The following is a 15551-nucleotide window of genomic DNA, read 5'->3' as shown; positions in this document are numbered from 1 at the left end:
CTTATATAAACTTACAATATCATTTATACAAAACCAGAAAATATGCTAGCCATGAACTACCGAGGCCCTTATAGGGTCAGAACTGAACAGCGCCCGATGCCTGAAATTCTGCATCCGGAAGACGCGATTGTAAGGGTAACCCGTACCTGCATTTGCGGATCAGACCTACACCTTTACCACGGAATGGTACCTGATACCCGTGTGGGTTCGACCTTTGGACATGAATTTATTGGCGTTGTAGAAGAAATCGGCCCGCTGGTAACCAATGTAAAAATTGGCGATCAGGTATTAGTGCCATTTAACATTGCCTGCGGAAGGTGTAATTTCTGTAAACAGGGGCTTTATGGAAACTGTCATGAATCTAACTCCATGGCTACTGCTGTTGGCGGTATTTTTGGATACTCGCATACAGCCGGAGGCTTTAATGGCGGACAAGCGGAGTATGTGCGTGTTCCATATGCCAATGTAGGCCCTACCGTAATCCCACCGGATATGGATCCCGACGATGCCGTTCTGCTGACCGATGTTGTACCTACCGGGTACCAGGCGGCAGAAATGGGCGGAATTAAAGAGGGAGATACGGTAGTTGTTTTTGGAGCCGGACCAATCGGGATTATGGCAGCCAGATGTGCCTGGTTTTTTGGTGCAGCCCGGGTAATCGTTATCGACCACATCGACTATCGACTGGAATTTGCCAGAAATTATTCGAAATGTGAAGCCTACAACTTTAAATCAATGGAAGATCCGGTGGTGTTTCTAAAAAAGATCACGGACTGGTATGGTGCAGATGTGTGCATAGACTGCGTAGGCTGTGAGGCAGAAGGAAATGCCCTTCAAACTTTTACCGGTAAAATAACACTGATGCAGGCCGGTGCCGCCACGGCGCTGCAGTGGGCAATCAATTCAGTAAAAAAAGGCGGAATTGTTTCGGTAGTAGGTGTTTATGGTCCGCCATTCAATTATGTACCCATTGGCAATATACTGAACAAGGGGATTACCCTTCGGGCTAACCAGGCATCGGTAAAACGGCTGCTGCCCAAACTTATTGAACATGTACAGGCCGGAAGGCTTGATCCTAAAGGACTTATTACCCATAAAGTCCCACTGGAAGAAATATCAGACGCTTACCACATCTTCTCAGCCAAGCTTGATGAATGTATCAAGGTGGTACTTATCCCATCAACTAAATCTTAAAACATGGAAAATAACAATTTTGATTATAAAAATATTCCCGGCTGGGGAATGGATATCGATGAGCGGAATGAACCCACCTATCCGATGAAAAATTACACCGGTGATGACCACAAACGTTCGGAGTATGAAAAACCTCCGAAACAACCTGTTGATGTAGAAATACTTAAATCTACTGAACGCCCTGCAATTAGCGCCGTATTTGGTAACGCATCGCCTCCTTCAGGCCTGAGTGGTATGATACGCCGTTATGCCTTTAAACATAGCGAAGACCGCTACCGGCACTGGATCCCGTTGATTTTAGCCGACCGTATAAATGCCTGGGAAGGAATTTTAGATGACTTTAAAAGCGGCACTATTCCCAATATACCTGCCGAACGCGGATGGAAGTCGGAATTGAAATACAATCGCGCAGCATTGACCAAAAAAATCCTGGTTACTGGTGTAGTCAGTCTCGTGCTATTAAGTTATTTCACCCGAAAAAAAAGATAAGATCTTTGGCAGTCAGGTGTGCGATACTTTATCCACATCTGGCTTGCCAAACCAATAAGTTCTGGTAACCCACCTCTGTTTGATTTGGGATCTAAAAGTTACCCATCAGCATAACCGGATCACGAAAGTATTGTTATTTCGTATGCCACATGGTTTGACTGGCATTGAGCCGTTTGATGAGCATGGGAAGTTTTTCTGCAGTCCACCCTCGTAATACCGCATCCTTTAATCCGGCTGATCCGGAAGCTTTAACATGCAGGCCAATCAAATCTTCATCTGCCTGCATCACCAAGTGCAAAAGCAATTTATCGTAACCAGGTCCCTCGCTATTCTGTAGATTTAACAACTTTGTTTTCGCCTCTGTTGTAAGATCAGCTTCAGGGAGCGGACATATAGCTTGTAGTTCGGCAATATACCTTGCCATACTGTCGCTTCTCTGTGCCAGAAAAGATGCAAATTCCAGCTGATCCTGAACTTTTGCTATTTCCAAATCCAGGGCATGCTGATATGCTATTACAGCGGCTAAAGGATGCAAAAAATCATTTCGTTCCAGCCTGTATTCGCCTGTTTGCTTTGCACAGCCGGTAAACATTACCAATAGCAATATCATCGGCGGGCAATAGTGATAAAATTTCATAGCGTCGATTCTGTATACCAATTAACTATTCAAAAAATCATATTAAATAAAAGACGCACGCAGATGAACCTATATTCACCTGCATGCGCCATTGCTGAAATGTACAGTTAATTATTGGGGAGTTGTGGATCTGGATGAAGTGCTATCTGTTGTTGTAGAATCTTTCGTTGTACTATCCTCCTGCCCAACTGTTTCCTGCTGGGAGCCACCATTACTCATCGTGGTATCAGTGCCGGTCGAATCCGCACCTTCCGATCTGGCGCCTGAATTGCATGAAATTAAAACTGCTGTAGCCATTACAGCTATAAATAGGTACTTTTTCATATGATATTGAATTAAAGGGTTACCCAATATTAAGCTGCTTAACAAGCCAAAAGTTGCGTTTTTATTCAAAAGGGGTAGTTTGCACTGCGCTAAACGTATTTACCTCATAGGCTTAAAAGAAAAGTCGTCGTGCTTCACGGAGCAACAATTAATAAACGCTAATGGAATGATCGTCATTCTCGCACCCGCCGGAACCACGATGTGCTCAGCAAGGCTAACCTTAATGCATGTCGTAAAATCCGCATCCACTAGCCATCTGATCAAGTTGAGAATGACGATTTTTCTAAGGATATAATTTCAGGAGATAAAAGTTTTATTTTCCATCTCGCTTAAACGCAATGCTTTCCCTTTTTGGTAAGCGGAATCATAGCGATAATAGCCACCCCCTTGATGCGCTTAGGTATTTCCACCAGCATTACCGGCAAGATCGCCGCTTACATCTTCCTCATCATCAATTTCGCCGGTTAGGCCACGTTGTACATCGTTATCATCTGCTTTTTCCTCATCATTTGGACTTACATCTGATTGCTGTTCATTTTTCTGATTTTCATCCTCGTTCGGATCTACGTTCGTTGTCATCATAACTTTTTTTAATGAAGAACATGATGAAAATGAATATAGTTTTGCTTCTATTAAATGAAAATGGGCTCGAGTGCCGGAATTTCCCATACTGCGCCGTCTTTTTAAATGCTGACATTCAATGGTTAAAAATCTTCAGATAATCAGGAAAGCTCTTCTCATGCGCTCCACTAGCAGTAGTAATTACTTCAATTACCGGAGAGGATTTACCACTCTGTGATACTACCGCTTAAGCATTTCTAAAGGATTATTTTCTTCCTTCTGCATTTCTGTTTCGGGCCTCCCATTCTTATTTTCATGCCCGCCAACAACCACCAGTTTGGCAGCCGGAACCAGCTTGCCACCTCATTTATTTTTTTCCATAAAACCTGAACCTAATTAGCTACAAGACAAGCCCTTCTTCGTTTTGTTTACTGCGAACAAAATACACGTATTTACATCTCCCAATGCGTACTTATACCCACTTCATTATAATAAAAAAAAGCTTTGCACATCGTCATACTGATATAAATAGTATACTTCAACAAAAAAACAATCTTTAGCACAATCTGTGTCATTTATCCGATAAGTAGTTGCAACGATTTTTAATGGTTAAACCCCCAAAATTTGTTTGTAAATTCAATCTCACATAAAATAACAGTAAATTAGATTGGAATTAAATCTAAAGCTTATGACTAAAATTCTTGTAGTGGATGATGATTTCAGTAATGCTGAGGTAATCCAATTGGTATTGGAAAATGAAGGTTTTGAGGTTGAACGGATTTGCCATTCTATACAGCTTGAACCTTCAATAGCCAAATTCTGCCCCGATTTAGTTTTAATGGATATTCTCTTGGATGCGCACGACGGACGTGATATTTGCAATGATCTCAAGGCAGATCAAAGTACGAGTCATATTCCAGTGATGTTGATTACGGCCATGTTAGAATCGCAGATAGGCAAAATCACCTGCGAAGCGGATGCCATTATGTTTAAACCTTTTGACTATACGGTCCTGGTTAATAAAGTGAAGAAAGTATTGCGCAGCGCGATCAAAATAAGAAATTAGAAATGAGCTATAAGCGGTCACTGCTTATATCGAGGTGATTATAATAACTTGCAGTCATCAAACCACACTTACAAATCCTTTTCCATAACATCAGCATTTATAATATAAAAAGAACGAAGAAAGTCAGCAGTGTCATTCGCATCTGATAAATGTCTGGTTAAAGAGGTATCGTCATCAAGATGAAAAAAATTAGCGATGTTATGATGCTGATCGGCATTTAGCGGGCTGAAGCCCATAGACCATGCCGGAAAACTTCTTTTATGCCAAAAACCCGATCCGAGCAGCAGTATACTTTTATTGCGTTCATCCGCACATATACTGTCATACATAGCCGATACTTTTTCTTTTTTCCCTTCCAGGAACTGGATAAATCGTCCTTCAGTTTTGGTAATAAATCTTCCTTCCATGTAAAGCAACATCCCCGTGAGCCCAAGCGCCGTATTGTTACGCCGCGATTGTTCTAAAAGAAATAAAAGATCTTCATCGCTCATGAGGTGTGAGGCAATACTGGTGTATACTAAATAATAGATTCCTGCAGGCATAGGCAAAGCATTAGCTAACAAGTTAATAAAATAATGACAGAGATTCCTGTTTTACAAACCAGAGTTGTAGGAAACTTAAATTTATCGGTATAGTTATACCTGGAATCTAATTTCTCCTATGAACCATCTGCTGATGTTGCAGGTTCCATATTTCAGAAGTCTAAACCTGACCCTAAGTCAATCTGCTATCCTATCTTCAGAATAAGGTGAAATTAATGGTCTGATCCATAAAGGTACAGGTAAGCATCCTTCCCGGCAAACCAATCTTTACTTTCAAGAAAAAGGTTAAGCACCAATGCATGCTTAACCCTGCTAACAATTTTTCATTTTGTAATCATCCAAATCAATTATTCTCTTCAGTCTTACTTTTAGAGGTGGAATTTGGCATATTTCCGGCTTCGCCAGGATTACCCTTTTCCGGATCGGCCCTGGCCTCTTCAGCACCGTAATCTCCCTCGCCCATTTCGCGGCCAAGCATACCTGCCCCATCTTTCACTTTTTCTATTTCACTGCTATCATTGCTCCGGTGGCGGGGAACCTGATTGTCGGGCATATTTGAATGCTCTGCGGTATGATCTGCTTTCGGATCAGCAAGATTTTTATTTTTATGATCTTCTTCCATAATGATGTAATTATTTATGATACAACAGCCAGATCGTATATGATGTTTTTATTTGATTGTAAAAATTGTTTCCCTATACTTGATATGACGTTAAAAAAAACAACACCTCTACCCGCCCGTCATAGCTTAAAACTTTTAAGCTGGAAGGGCAGTTGTATAGATGTGCAAAATACAATGATGAAAGAATACATATTTCTTATGCGATCACATCAACCAGTTTAAGTCACATCAACCGGAATTAATATGGACAAATTAAAAATAATCCTTGCGGAGGATCATAACCTGGTAAGAAACGGGATTAAAATGTTACTTGAATCGCAGGCTGATATTGAAGTAATTGCTGAAGCTGATGATGGTACGCGGGTATTGGAACACATGGCATCCGGATTGATTCCCGACATTATACTTGCTGACATCAATATGCCGGAAATGGACGGTATCAGCCTGATAAAAGCCGTTAAATCATCACATCCTGATATTAAAGTGGTAATCCTTTCGATGCTGGATCATGAAAAATATGTAATGCAGGCATTTATGGAAGGAAGCTATGGCTATATTTTAAAAAACGTAAATGAAAGCGAGATGCTCTTTGCCCTTAAAACGGTAGCCGGCGGAGCGAAATACCTTTGTGTAGAGTTGACCGAAACAATGCTTAACCGTTGTATCCATGAAGCGTCTGCCCAATCAGAACAGGAGGAAGTCCAGGTAGATCTTTCCATGCGGGAAATTGAAGTATTAAATCTGGTGGCCGAAGGTTACACCAACCAGGAAATGGCTGATAAATTATTTTTAAGTAAACGTACAATCGAAGGGCACCGCCAGATGCTGATTGATAAAACAGGGTCTAAAAACACCGCATCACTGATCCGATTTGCCGTGGTAAATGGTTATTTAAATTAATGAAATGCATCACAGTTTATCAGGAATCTTGGTTCTATAAAAATATTAAACGTTTTAAAGCCAAACCGATTTATTCCAACGGGATTGTCACCCTGAACCGCGCTTTATCGAGCTCACCGAAGATAATTTATTTCAGGGTCTTTCCCCCAAGATCACGCAATCCACGTATTCAATATCAAATCCCAATAGTGACATCGTGTAATCAGTTTTTCATTAAATCGCCCTTTATTAAGTCATTATCATCTATAGATTAGGATATTATTTTTGCCATCATGTAAAAAAAGGCCGGAAAACATCTGTCCCAAAACCTATGTATCAAATGGAGTGAGTTTATCTCTGAAACTGGATGTTTTAACACCTCCAAAACTTATCGGAGTTTGCTTCACACGCTTCACAGATCAGGATTTTATGGCTAATTATATGATGACCCATGTTTGGTCAACATTTTTTGTACAATGTATCACCTTTTATTCCCGTACAAATTCCTGGCCACAGCTGTGTAACAATCGATAGAGTAATGGCGATAATAATAGCTATAAAAGCCATTTCTTCCCGATTTTGAATAACGCTTTATCTTTCCAAACCATTTATACGGTTTAGCTATACGTATAATACGGGCTCTTATTGTTATTAATACCCATTATTAAAACAGCCGGCTAATGTGCAAAACCAAAAAAAAATAAGGTGGTTCTCTTTAGGTAATAAACGTTCACTGGCTGAACATTTTGTCGAACCGGTTATTAAAAAAAAGATCATGGAACAAGAGAACTTCTGCGTGGCAGCAGAATATCACAAACAGTCATTACTGGCACAGGCCCTTAAACTTACAGCTGATGAAGATGATGCAAAAGATCTGGTACAGGATACCCTGATCAAAGCTGTCGGATCTTGTAGTAGCTTCTCTGAAGGGACCAACATCAGAGGCTGGTTGTACGTCATCATGAAAAATACCTTTTACAACAACTGTTGCAAGCAAAAAAGACGCACCGCCATTTGGGAAAGTGATGATTGCCTTTACGATCAGCAACTGATAAACAATCCTGTTAAAAACCTATCAGAAACCAAGATGGTACTGGAAGACATACAAAAAGCAATGAATACCCTCCGGACAGACTACAGGGCTGCCTTTCAGCGATATTTTGAGGGCTACAGTTACGATGAGATCGCCCTTGAACTCAACATCCCGCTGGGAACAGTGAAAACCCATATTTATCAGGCGCGCCAAAGTTTAAAAAAATACCTGCGCATCTACCGCTAAGGGATCAGATCATGGACAGCTATAGCTAAAACGTTAATGAATATCCGGTAACATAGCGATCTTAAAATTATTTTAAGGAGGCCTAAATGGACATCGCATTGACAATATCTGACCTAAACAGGAACTAATATCATGGAAAGCAAAAAAGGTACATCAGAAGTAAAAAGTTCAAAAGTTGAGGAGCCTCATCATGACGACTGGCAGATTGACCCCTTAGCAGGCTATAAGAAATCCGGCAAAAAAGAAACAGATAAAAAGAAAGAAGATCAGAAGAAAGGTTCAATGGGTTTCGACGAATGGTCTGTCTCATGGCCCTGACTGGGGTAGAAATAGAAATATCGACACATAAATGAGTTGACGCGGTTGTTAAAAGGCATACCACCACGCTAATCTAAGTATAAATACCGGTTTTGATTAAATAGACTTAAAAATCCGATTAATCACTTATTTAACCAAACTTTACCTGATCTGGTATTGCTTTTTAATAAAAAGCTATCATTATGAAAAACATCATTTTATAACTGTTGCTATCAGTGCTTTGTTTCGGCACTTTTGCACAAACCCGCCAGGACACCACCAGGAAAAAAACTGAAAAAAAAAATCTAAACAAAGGCAGGAACCCCAAAAACGCGATACCACGAAAAGGGATACCTTGAAAAGGGATACCTTGAAAAGAGACACCATCAAACGTAACCGGCCTATGTTAAAAAAGGGAGTGCTTTTTTAGTACTCCCTTTTTACCATAAATAAAGCTTTTAGCTTAAAACAATCTGGTAATTTACATTCACCCTTTTTGGATAATTACTTTGCTCACTATTTAACGAAACAAAGGCGGCATTGCCATGAACTTCATTTTTCAGTGCATGTTCATAATGCGATTGGATCGTTGCCTGGTAATCATTCTGCAAACCCTTCGTAGTTTCTGCTAAAAGATTTCTATCATTCAGGTTTTCAGGCAATAAAGTAATATCGCAGTTTCCTTCACTGATTTCTTTGACTAAGTATTTCATTTTGGTTTTAAATCTCCGTTTCCTGTTTAATAAATAAGATTTCAAGAAAGGCCAAAAATATAGTAACGGTTTAGCTTGTGTGTAATTTAAAAGTTAATTTTTTAGTCAGTACTTGCATCAATTTAAATCCCCAAATTTGAGTATCCACATTCTGATATGCAACGCAAACGATTTAAAAAAACTGCTTAACCGTTCAAAAAAGAGAAGACTGTTAATTGCCTTCCAAAAACTAACTTAAGGTTTTTGGTTAAAATAATTGCTAAAAAAAACACTTTGAAATTTAATTGCATTTGCCCAGTAATCCCAGTTGTGTACACCAGGCCGGGTAGTAAAATCATGCGCAACATTATTGTACGATAGCTCATCGTGCAAGCGGACGTTCATTTTATAGAAAAAATCGTCAACGCCACATTCAAAGGCAATTGCCAAAGATCCTGGCTTAATCAGGTGAATGAGGTCAATTACACTATTTTGTTTCCAGCGTTCCGGAAATTCATCCTGCCTGCCCAATCTTTTCGAAATATCCCACCCATTCGGGAAAGGTTTGATATCTACGCCCCCGCTCATGCTGCCAACTGCACCATATACGTCCTGGTGTTTAATGGCCAGATAAAATGCCCCATGTCCACCCATGCTTAAACCTGTAATCGCCCTTCCCCTTTTGCCGGCAATGGTTTTGTAATGTTCATCTATATAGTTTACCAGCTCTGTGGCCACATAAGTTTCGTATCTCCAGGCTGGATCAACCGGACTATCGAAGTACCAGCTGGTTACATTTCCATCAGGGCATACCACAATAAATTGATATTGGTCTGCCAGATTTTTTATGCCCGGCACTTTCTTAGCCCATTCGGCATAACTCCCCCCTGCTCCATGCAGCAGGTAAACCACCGGAAAAGCTTTTCCTGTTTTATAGTTATCAGGTTTTATCACTACAGCCTTAATATTTTTTTTCATCGATTTGCTATAGGTTAAAGCAGTATCCACTTCTGCTGCATTAACTACCTGATTAAACAAGAACAGGCAGGCAATTATCAAAAGGTAATTTTTCATAAAGTGATTTTTAATAATCATTGTAAGACCGTGCTAAATTTATAAAATAAACACTTATGCCTTTGCATTTTGAAGATTTGAATTTAAAAAATTACGAAGATCCGGACCGATCAAACCGAATCGAAGGATCCAATCACGAAAGCATCACTTAATCGTTTTAGCTAAATTAATTTCCATCAAACAATATTAAATCTCATTTGCTTATAAAAACAAAAACAGCTCATGAAACACATAAGATTAATTATTCCAGCCCTTATAATCCTATTCTCGGCCTGTAGCGAAGCCACAAGAAACACATCGAACATTATAAGCGAAAATGCCAGTCAGACTGCTGCCAACAAAAGTGATTCAATGGAAGTCAAACTAAAAATAAATGGCAATGTAGTAAACGGCGAGCCCTTGTTATTGAGATTTGTAGTGCTTAACAATACCGACAGTGTTAAAAGATTCTGTATCTGGCATACTCCATTCGAACCTTTAATGAGTAGTTATTTAAGCATCATCAATGATAAAGGAGAAGAAGCGCAGTATATAGGTGCTATGGCCAAAAGGGTTATGCCACCTCCAGCCTCCAGTTATACGCAGGTAAATCCTGGCGACAGTCTGGTGGCAAATGCCGACTTACTTAAAGCATACGATCTAAAAAAGGGATCAAGTTATAAAGCGATTTACACGGGTGGAAACATGAGCGGTTTAATGTCTAAAGATACCGTGACCTTTGTTTATAACGAGATACATTAATATCACTAAATGGAACTTTGCTTCTCCCGGTTGGCATTGCCTTATGCTGAAAATGATTTGAAGGTCGGTGGAAAGTTAAGAATACCATGGCAGCGAAAGACGGAAGCGCGAGTTTTGATTTTGCCGGAACTTATACTGCGGTTGATGAGTATCAAAAAATTGAATATACCATTGAAGATGGCCGGATAGTAAATATTTTTTTTGATTCATCAGGCGAAAAAACCAGGATTACCGGAACTTTTGAGGCCGAATCCATTCATCCCAAAGAATGCAACGCGACGGCAGGCAGGCCATCATTGATAATTTTAAAAAATATAGTGAGTTGTAATAATAGCTTTCGAGATAACGAATCACAGACAGCCTATCATTGGCAGGTTCCAATAAAAAATCTCCCTTTACTAAAGCAAAGAGAAGTCCCCTCGCCTACAGGCCTGCCTATGCACGAGGGGAAATACCTTTAAACTATATTAAAAAGATTTCCTCGAACATGAACTAAAAGGACGGATACGTGGCATAAACAAATCCAGCGAAAACCGTCGTCAACTTTTTTCAGGGTCTTGTTTGGGATGATTTCTACCTGAATGCTAAAAATAAGTTCAGCAGTACGAATTTTCAAATCTAATCAACCACCCTTACATTATCGCTTCTATTTTCATCCAATATATATCCATAAGGATCGATAGCTACTGTTTTCGGTTTCTGATTAACTATAAATGAAAGCCTGGTTTTATGCTGCGTAATATGGACTTTTTGCGAATAAATTGGTTTAGTACAAGATTTCCAATCTGTTTCCAATGCATCAAAACAAGCCAGGTCTATTTTCAGATCAGGCAGCTGCTTACTGCCATCACTTATTCTTTCAGCAGCAATTTCCAGTTCAACTTTATATTTTCCGTTATTCAGTTTTTTACAATCGAGTACATGAATACCAAGATCGTAAATAACTACCTTATTAAAACAATCGTTGATAAACGTTTTGTCTTCAGGCTGCGCCTGGCGTAAAAGTGCATTTACCAGATCTTCAGCTGTTGCTTTAGGTTTAGGGTATTGATGCTCTAAAATAAGCTGATGCAGTGCGGCATTAAATTGATGCTCCCCCACTGTCTCTTTTATGGCATACATCGCCAATCCGCCCTTTTGGTAATGTACATAAGGCTGATCCAAGGTTTTAGCCAGAGGCAATTCTTCCCCATTATAGTTCCTATTCAAAAAGTAAAGGTGGTTATCATAAGCGAGATACTTTCTTAAATACATCTTTCCAAAAGCCTTTTCAATCAACATATTTTCAGTGTATTTAGCTAACGATTCGGTGAGCATGGCATACCCAGCACCGTCGGTAGGCGTCAGTATGTTTGCCCACCACTGATGTGCAGTTTCATGTGCGGTGATGGCATAACTCTGATTAATAATGCCTTTTTGACTAAAATTTCCTAAAAAACTAATGTTTTCCGCACTGAAGATCAGGCCCAGATAAGCTGTAGCAGCACCTTTATACTGCGGAATTTCAGCAATAGTTAATTGTTTGAAGGGGTATTTTGCAAAGTACTTGTTACCATAATCTAAAGTAGCTTTAAGGGCCCGAAACATACTTTTTAAATTATACTCCTGACCTTGCTGATAGTAAATACTTAGCTCAATCCCTTTATGTTTTTCTTTTTTTAAAGCATATTTTGCACTGCTCAGTGCGAACATGAAATTAACTGGACCGGGAGTTTTGTATTTGAAGTATTGCCGGTTATTGGCACTCCAACTTCGCTGCAACTCCCCCACAGTAACTATCTGCTGATCGATAGTGGTAGAAATAGTTGTTTCAAAGTCGACCAGCTGGTAGGTCTTATTAAATGGTGGCTTCATGGCAATTCCAGGGAGTCCTGCTTTTTTCCGTTCCCGTTTATCATCACTTTCAAAGTGGTAGGAGTAGCCTAGCAGTGGTATAAATTTCTCTAATTCGACATAAGTACCGTTTGCAACAACCGAATTCTCTGTGTCGAAAGACGTAAATCCATTCCTGATAACCACAATAGAAAAATTCATCAAGATCTCTTGACCGGGGTTTAATGGCTTTTTTAGCGTCAAAAACTGTTGATTGAATACTTCATCCCGTTCATTTCCTCTAACTCCGGCAACGTTTATCGAAAATGAGGAAACAGCCGGATCAATAGATGTCCATATTTTATAAAGCGGCTTATTTGTTTCATTTTTAAGCAAATACGTTCCTTCAACCATATATTTTTGTTCGTTTGGGTATAAATCTACATTGGTTTTAACCGCTTTGATCATAGGTTGCGGAAGATTGGCCATCGATTTATATTTTCGCTCGTAAGCCAGGCGCCAGTTTAACAACGCCTGTTTATTTTTATATTTTCCAACAAGATTGGTCTGGTTATAAATAAAGGCTGCACAGCAAATCCAAATTAATACTGCAGGGATAACAATCAATTGATGTTGCATCAGAGCTACCCGCATAAACCTCATCCTCGTGTTAACCTTTATTTCAGCCAAACGCTGCCATCCCCCAATGGTTAATACAGCAATAACCATTGTAAAGGCCGACCAGTATAGCATATACCAGTTAAAAGCATCATTATAGTAGCCAAAACCATTGAAATAAGAATGTTTTAGATCCGGAGTCGTGGCGAAACGAAAAAGATAGTGTTCGAATCCAAAGCGTTCTGCATACGTAATCAGGAAAATCATGATCATGTTCAATAACATTCCGAGGTATTTATTCGTACTCAAATTTTGAATAAAAACAATGAGTACCACAAAAAGCAGCAAAGGAAACGCGCTATAATAGTATAACGACAAATAAGATCGTAACTCAATCAGGTAATAACCATGAGTAAGCTGCAAAAAAATACCAATTCCGATATTTAAGGTTACCAGAACGAAAACAAGTCCAAACAGACTCAAAGTTTTTGCCATCCAGAATACCGAATTTGGCACAGGACTGCTGTAAATGATGGAATGGGTATTGGACATTTTTTCCCTGCTAACGCTTTCTGCGGCATAAAAAATGATTAAGATCAGTCCAAATTTCATAGTGCGTATTTCTTCGATGATAATGCCAGTGGCCGGATAACTATGAATGCCGTAAACGCCGCTAAACAGCCTGTCTTTTAATTCTATTCCAAACAGAAATATCCATAATAAGAGCATCACCATGATGGGAATATTTTTAAACAGAAAGATCAGTTCTAATTTAAGCTGGGCGATAAGGGCCTTGAAACGATAAGCGGTACCACCAGGTAAAACCTTTAGAGTACGATATGAAATCAAAGCTGAATATACTGTTTTGTCTGATTTAATCTTCAACTGCCTTTGGCGTGTTAACCTAAAATCAAATAAGTGGTAGCTTATCACGATGATTAAGCTTGTAAAACAAGTCCATAAGATTCTATTGAGTAAAAAGGCGCCGCAAAGTGGAAATAATTGGTGATTCCGTTGAAAGATAGTCCAGGTTTTAGTTTCTCCAAAAAAAGAAGCTAGGGCAAAAGGGTCTAAAAGTATTGGCAAAATATCAGCACTGCCGGCCTTCATAGTTGAGGTGGCCAATAATGGTGAATTGCCCAATATCGAAGCCAGCATATATAAAATGTAAATCAACACGCCAGCCACATAAATTGCCCGTACACTTTTGGTCAATATGGCGGTACAGAATAAGATTCCGGCAGAAAACAACACGTTTGGCAATGCAAAAATCAACAGTGCATGCAGATAATAATTCAGTTGAAAGATACCTAAGCGATCTTTATCGATAAAAAAAGAACCGACATAAATCCCAAGGGCTACCAGTAGCAATAAGCTAAAAACTGCGATGATCAAGCCCAGTAATCGGATGCCAAAATATGCCGGCTTTTTAATTGATGTGGTAAAAACAACCGCCTCCATTTTAAACATACTATCTCTTAGCACCACATTTGCACTAAACAGCGTAGCCGAAAAAATGGAGAATAAAGATAGCAAGGCGATAATATTGGTAATGACATAGGGTGAATTTTTATGTACCTCAACAGGGCCAAAACCGCCTTTTAAGGCACAAAAATAGCCAAGCATTAAAAACAGAAGTGTCGCAACCTTGAAAGACAGTTGCCCGAAATGATATTTCAGTTCAAATTTTAATAAATCTGTTATCATCACTTTGCCTCCATATTTAAGTTAACTGCGCCACATAAGGAAGAAAAATATACCTCTTCCAATCCTGGATCAACAGGTTCGAAACCTGCTGCTGGTAATTGATCTGCCAGTACAAACAGATGCAGCTTACCTGAGATAATCCTGGTAGAAATGACATTAAATATGGATGAATACTGTACCAGATTCACCTTATCAATTGCCTTTCTCCAGATTTTTCCTTCTAATTTTTTAGTCAGGTCGGACGGCTTGCCCTGTAAAATCAATTTTCCATTCGCCAATACTGCCATTTCAGCGCAGAGGTTATTCACATCTTCTACAATATGGGTGGAAAGAATCACTACACGATTCGCTCCAATTTCACTTAAAAGATCATGGAATCTGTTCCGCTCCTGAGGATCAAGCCCCGCGGTAGGCTCATCCACAATAATTAATTGCGGATTACCCAGTAAAGCCTGTGCTATTCCAAAACGCTGTCGCATACCACCAGAAAAAGTACTCACGGCTCTCTTCCTGACCTCAAATAAGTTAGTTTGCTGAAGCAATGAAGTTACCTGTTCAACTCGTTCACTTTTATTTTGCACACCCTTTAAAATCGCAAGATGATGTAGTAGATCTATAGCCGATATATTCGGATATACGCCAAAATCCTGAGGCAGATAACCTAATTTGTTGCGCATCTCCTGCGGATTTTCCAATACATTGTTTTCATCAAAATATACCGTCCCAGCGTCTGGCAGTTGTAAGGTAGCCAGCGTACGCATTAGCGAAGATTTGCCTGCTCCATTTGGTCCCAGTAAACCAAACATGCCATTTGCTATATTTAGGGTAATATCATCAAGGGCTTTCACCCCATTTTGGTAAGATTTTGTAAGCTGCTGTATTTTAAGCCGTACCATATTAACTAATTAAGATGGCCGCAAATTAGAACAACAAAATCAGTCAATTAATTTTAAGTGACGAAGGAAATATAAATGGTGACGAAAGGAAAAAATAAGTTGATATTCCTTTGATCATGAA

17 protein-coding genes are annotated in these 15551 nt (G+C 39.4%); 8 read left to right on the top strand and 9 right to left on the bottom strand.

The window, feature by feature from the left end; genetic code table 11:
* Positions 1 to 51 precede the first annotated feature (51 nt).
* On the top strand, positions 52 to 1194 hold the full coding sequence (locus QZ738_RS18460) for a zinc-dependent alcohol dehydrogenase (protein ID WP_293789326.1): 1143 nt from the start codon (positions 52 to 54) through the stop codon (positions 1192 to 1194).
* Between the two features lie 3 nt (positions 1195 to 1197).
* A complete protein-coding gene (locus QZ738_RS18455; RefSeq protein ID WP_293789324.1) occupies positions 1198 to 1683 on the top strand; it encodes a hypothetical protein in 486 nt (161 codons plus the stop codon).
* 133 nt (positions 1684 to 1816) lie between these two features.
* On the opposite strand, the gene QZ738_RS18450 is transcribed toward QZ738_RS18455, so the two are convergent.
* The 3 genes from QZ738_RS18450 to QZ738_RS18440 all read right to left on the bottom strand — a co-directional run bounded on the left by QZ738_RS18450 (position 1817) and on the right by QZ738_RS18440 (position 3226).
* A complete protein-coding gene (locus tag QZ738_RS18450) occupies positions 1817 to 2320 on the bottom strand; it encodes a hypothetical protein (RefSeq protein ID WP_293789322.1) in 504 nt (167 codons plus the stop codon).
* A gap of 111 nt (positions 2321 to 2431) precedes the next feature.
* Entirely contained in the window at positions 2432 to 2644 is a 213-nt protein-coding gene (locus QZ738_RS18445) for a hypothetical protein (protein WP_293789320.1), read from the bottom strand.
* Positions 2645 to 3040: 396 nt separating this feature from the next.
* Positions 3041 to 3226, bottom strand: coding sequence for a hypothetical protein (locus QZ738_RS18440; protein ID WP_293789318.1), 186 nt, complete (start codon positions 3224 to 3226; stop codon positions 3041 to 3043).
* A 667-nt stretch (positions 3227 to 3893) separates the two neighbouring features.
* Here QZ738_RS18440 and QZ738_RS18435 point away from each other — a divergent pair.
* On the top strand, positions 3894 to 4271 hold the full coding sequence (locus tag QZ738_RS18435; RefSeq protein ID WP_293789316.1) for a response regulator: 378 nt from the start codon (positions 3894 to 3896) through the stop codon (positions 4269 to 4271).
* Positions 4272 to 4339: 68 nt separating this feature from the next.
* Here QZ738_RS18435 and QZ738_RS18430 read toward each other — a convergent pair whose 3' ends face one another.
* Positions 4340 to 4813 carry a BLUF domain-containing protein gene (locus QZ738_RS18430; RefSeq protein ID WP_293789314.1) on the bottom strand — a complete coding sequence of 158 codons (474 nt, stop codon included), beginning with the start codon at positions 4811 to 4813 and terminating at the stop codon, positions 4340 to 4342.
* 343 nt (positions 4814 to 5156) lie between these two features.
* Positions 5157 to 5435, bottom strand: coding sequence for a hypothetical protein (locus tag QZ738_RS18425; protein WP_293789312.1), 279 nt, complete (start codon positions 5433 to 5435; stop codon positions 5157 to 5159).
* A 243-nt stretch (positions 5436 to 5678) separates the two neighbouring features.
* On the opposite strand from QZ738_RS18425, the gene QZ738_RS18420 reads away from it, so the two are divergent.
* The 3 genes from QZ738_RS18420 to QZ738_RS18410 all read left to right on the top strand — a co-directional run bounded on the left by QZ738_RS18420 (position 5679) and on the right by QZ738_RS18410 (position 7911).
* The gene (locus tag QZ738_RS18420; RefSeq protein ID WP_293789310.1) at positions 5679 to 6335 is read left to right on the top strand and encodes a response regulator transcription factor; all 657 of its coding nucleotides are present in this window, start codon (positions 5679 to 5681) and stop codon (positions 6333 to 6335) included.
* 754 nt (positions 6336 to 7089) lie between these two features.
* Positions 7090 to 7593: an RNA polymerase sigma factor gene (locus QZ738_RS18415; RefSeq protein WP_293789309.1), complete on the top strand. Its 504-nt coding sequence runs from the start codon at positions 7090 to 7092 to the stop codon at positions 7591 to 7593.
* 132 nt (positions 7594 to 7725) lie between these two features.
* Positions 7726 to 7911, top strand: a complete 186-nt coding sequence (locus QZ738_RS18410) for a hypothetical protein (protein ID WP_293789308.1) — start codon at positions 7726 to 7728, stop codon at positions 7909 to 7911.
* Positions 7912 to 8348: 437 nt separating this feature from the next.
* Here QZ738_RS18410 and QZ738_RS18405 read toward each other — a convergent pair whose 3' ends face one another.
* Positions 8349 to 8603: a hypothetical protein gene (locus QZ738_RS18405; protein ID WP_293789307.1), complete on the bottom strand. Its 255-nt coding sequence runs from the start codon at positions 8601 to 8603 to the stop codon at positions 8349 to 8351.
* 234 nt (positions 8604 to 8837) lie between these two features.
* Complete coding sequence (locus tag QZ738_RS18400; RefSeq protein WP_293789305.1) at positions 8838 to 9656, bottom strand: alpha/beta hydrolase family protein; 819 nt, start codon at positions 9654 to 9656, stop codon at positions 8838 to 8840.
* A gap of 222 nt (positions 9657 to 9878) precedes the next feature.
* Between QZ738_RS18400 and QZ738_RS18395 the strand changes: the two genes are divergently transcribed.
* Together QZ738_RS18395 and QZ738_RS18390 are read left to right on the top strand one after the other, a co-directional pair.
* Positions 9879 to 10397, top strand: coding sequence for a protease (locus QZ738_RS18395; protein ID WP_293789303.1), 519 nt, complete (start codon positions 9879 to 9881; stop codon positions 10395 to 10397).
* Between the two features lie 86 nt (positions 10398 to 10483).
* Complete coding sequence (locus QZ738_RS18390) at positions 10484 to 10858, top strand: hypothetical protein (protein ID WP_293789301.1); 375 nt, start codon at positions 10484 to 10486, stop codon at positions 10856 to 10858.
* A 157-nt stretch (positions 10859 to 11015) separates the two neighbouring features.
* Here the strand turns inward: QZ738_RS18390 and QZ738_RS18385 are convergent, their stop codons facing one another.
* Both QZ738_RS18385 and QZ738_RS18380 read right to left on the bottom strand, forming a co-directional pair.
* Positions 11016 to 14534, bottom strand: a complete 3519-nt coding sequence (locus tag QZ738_RS18385; protein WP_293789300.1) for a M1 family aminopeptidase — start codon at positions 14532 to 14534, stop codon at positions 11016 to 11018.
* Entirely contained in the window at positions 14534 to 15430 is an 897-nt protein-coding gene (locus tag QZ738_RS18380; RefSeq protein WP_293789298.1) for an ABC transporter ATP-binding protein, read from the bottom strand. The genes QZ738_RS18385 and QZ738_RS18380 overlap by 1 nt, the downstream gene beginning before the upstream one ends.
* Positions 15431 to 15551: the final 121 nt, after the last annotated feature.

Source organism: uncultured Pedobacter sp. (assembly GCF_913776295.1).
In the GTDB taxonomy this organism is placed as follows: domain Bacteria; phylum Bacteroidota; class Bacteroidia; order Sphingobacteriales; family Sphingobacteriaceae; genus Pedobacter.
The sequence above is the reverse complement of the archived record's forward strand: the minus strand, read 5'-3'. Positions and strand labels throughout refer to the sequence as shown.

Coding starts and splice junctions, on each gene's coding strand:
- QZ738_RS18405 (WP_293789307.1), bottom strand. CDS start 8,603: ATGAAATACTTAGTCAAAGAAATCAGTGAAGGAAACTGCGATATTACT.
- QZ738_RS18450 (WP_293789322.1), bottom strand. CDS start 2,320: ATGAAATTTTATCACTATTGCCCGCCGATGATATTGCTATTGGTAATG.
- QZ738_RS18385 (WP_293789300.1), bottom strand. CDS start 14,534: ATGATAACAGATTTATTAAAATTTGAACTGAAATATCATTTCGGGCAA.
- QZ738_RS18435 (WP_293789316.1), top strand. CDS start 3,894: ATGACTAAAATTCTTGTAGTGGATGATGATTTCAGTAATGCTGAGGTA.
- QZ738_RS18415 (WP_293789309.1), top strand. CDS start 7,090: ATGGAACAAGAGAACTTCTGCGTGGCAGCAGAATATCACAAACAGTCA.
- QZ738_RS18425 (WP_293789312.1), bottom strand. CDS start 5,435: ATGGAAGAAGATCATAAAAATAAAAATCTTGCTGATCCGAAAGCAGAT.
- QZ738_RS18400 (WP_293789305.1), bottom strand. CDS start 9,656: ATGAAAAATTACCTTTTGATAATTGCCTGCCTGTTCTTGTTTAATCAG.
- QZ738_RS18390 (WP_293789301.1), top strand. CDS start 10,484: ATGGCAGCGAAAGACGGAAGCGCGAGTTTTGATTTTGCCGGAACTTAT.
- QZ738_RS18445 (WP_293789320.1), bottom strand. CDS start 2,644: ATGAAAAAGTACCTATTTATAGCTGTAATGGCTACAGCAGTTTTAATT.
- QZ738_RS18380 (WP_293789298.1), bottom strand. CDS start 15,430: ATGGTACGGCTTAAAATACAGCAGCTTACAAAATCTTACCAAAATGGG.
- QZ738_RS18440 (WP_293789318.1), bottom strand. CDS start 3,226: ATGATGACAACGAACGTAGATCCGAACGAGGATGAAAATCAGAAAAAT.
- QZ738_RS18395 (WP_293789303.1), top strand. CDS start 9,879: ATGAAACACATAAGATTAATTATTCCAGCCCTTATAATCCTATTCTCG.
- QZ738_RS18455 (WP_293789324.1), top strand. CDS start 1,198: ATGGAAAATAACAATTTTGATTATAAAAATATTCCCGGCTGGGGAATG.
- QZ738_RS18410 (WP_293789308.1), top strand. CDS start 7,726: ATGGAAAGCAAAAAAGGTACATCAGAAGTAAAAAGTTCAAAAGTTGAG.
- QZ738_RS18420 (WP_293789310.1), top strand. CDS start 5,679: ATGGACAAATTAAAAATAATCCTTGCGGAGGATCATAACCTGGTAAGA.
- QZ738_RS18430 (WP_293789314.1), bottom strand. CDS start 4,813: ATGCCTGCAGGAATCTATTATTTAGTATACACCAGTATTGCCTCACAC.
- QZ738_RS18460 (WP_293789326.1), top strand. CDS start 52: ATGAACTACCGAGGCCCTTATAGGGTCAGAACTGAACAGCGCCCGATG.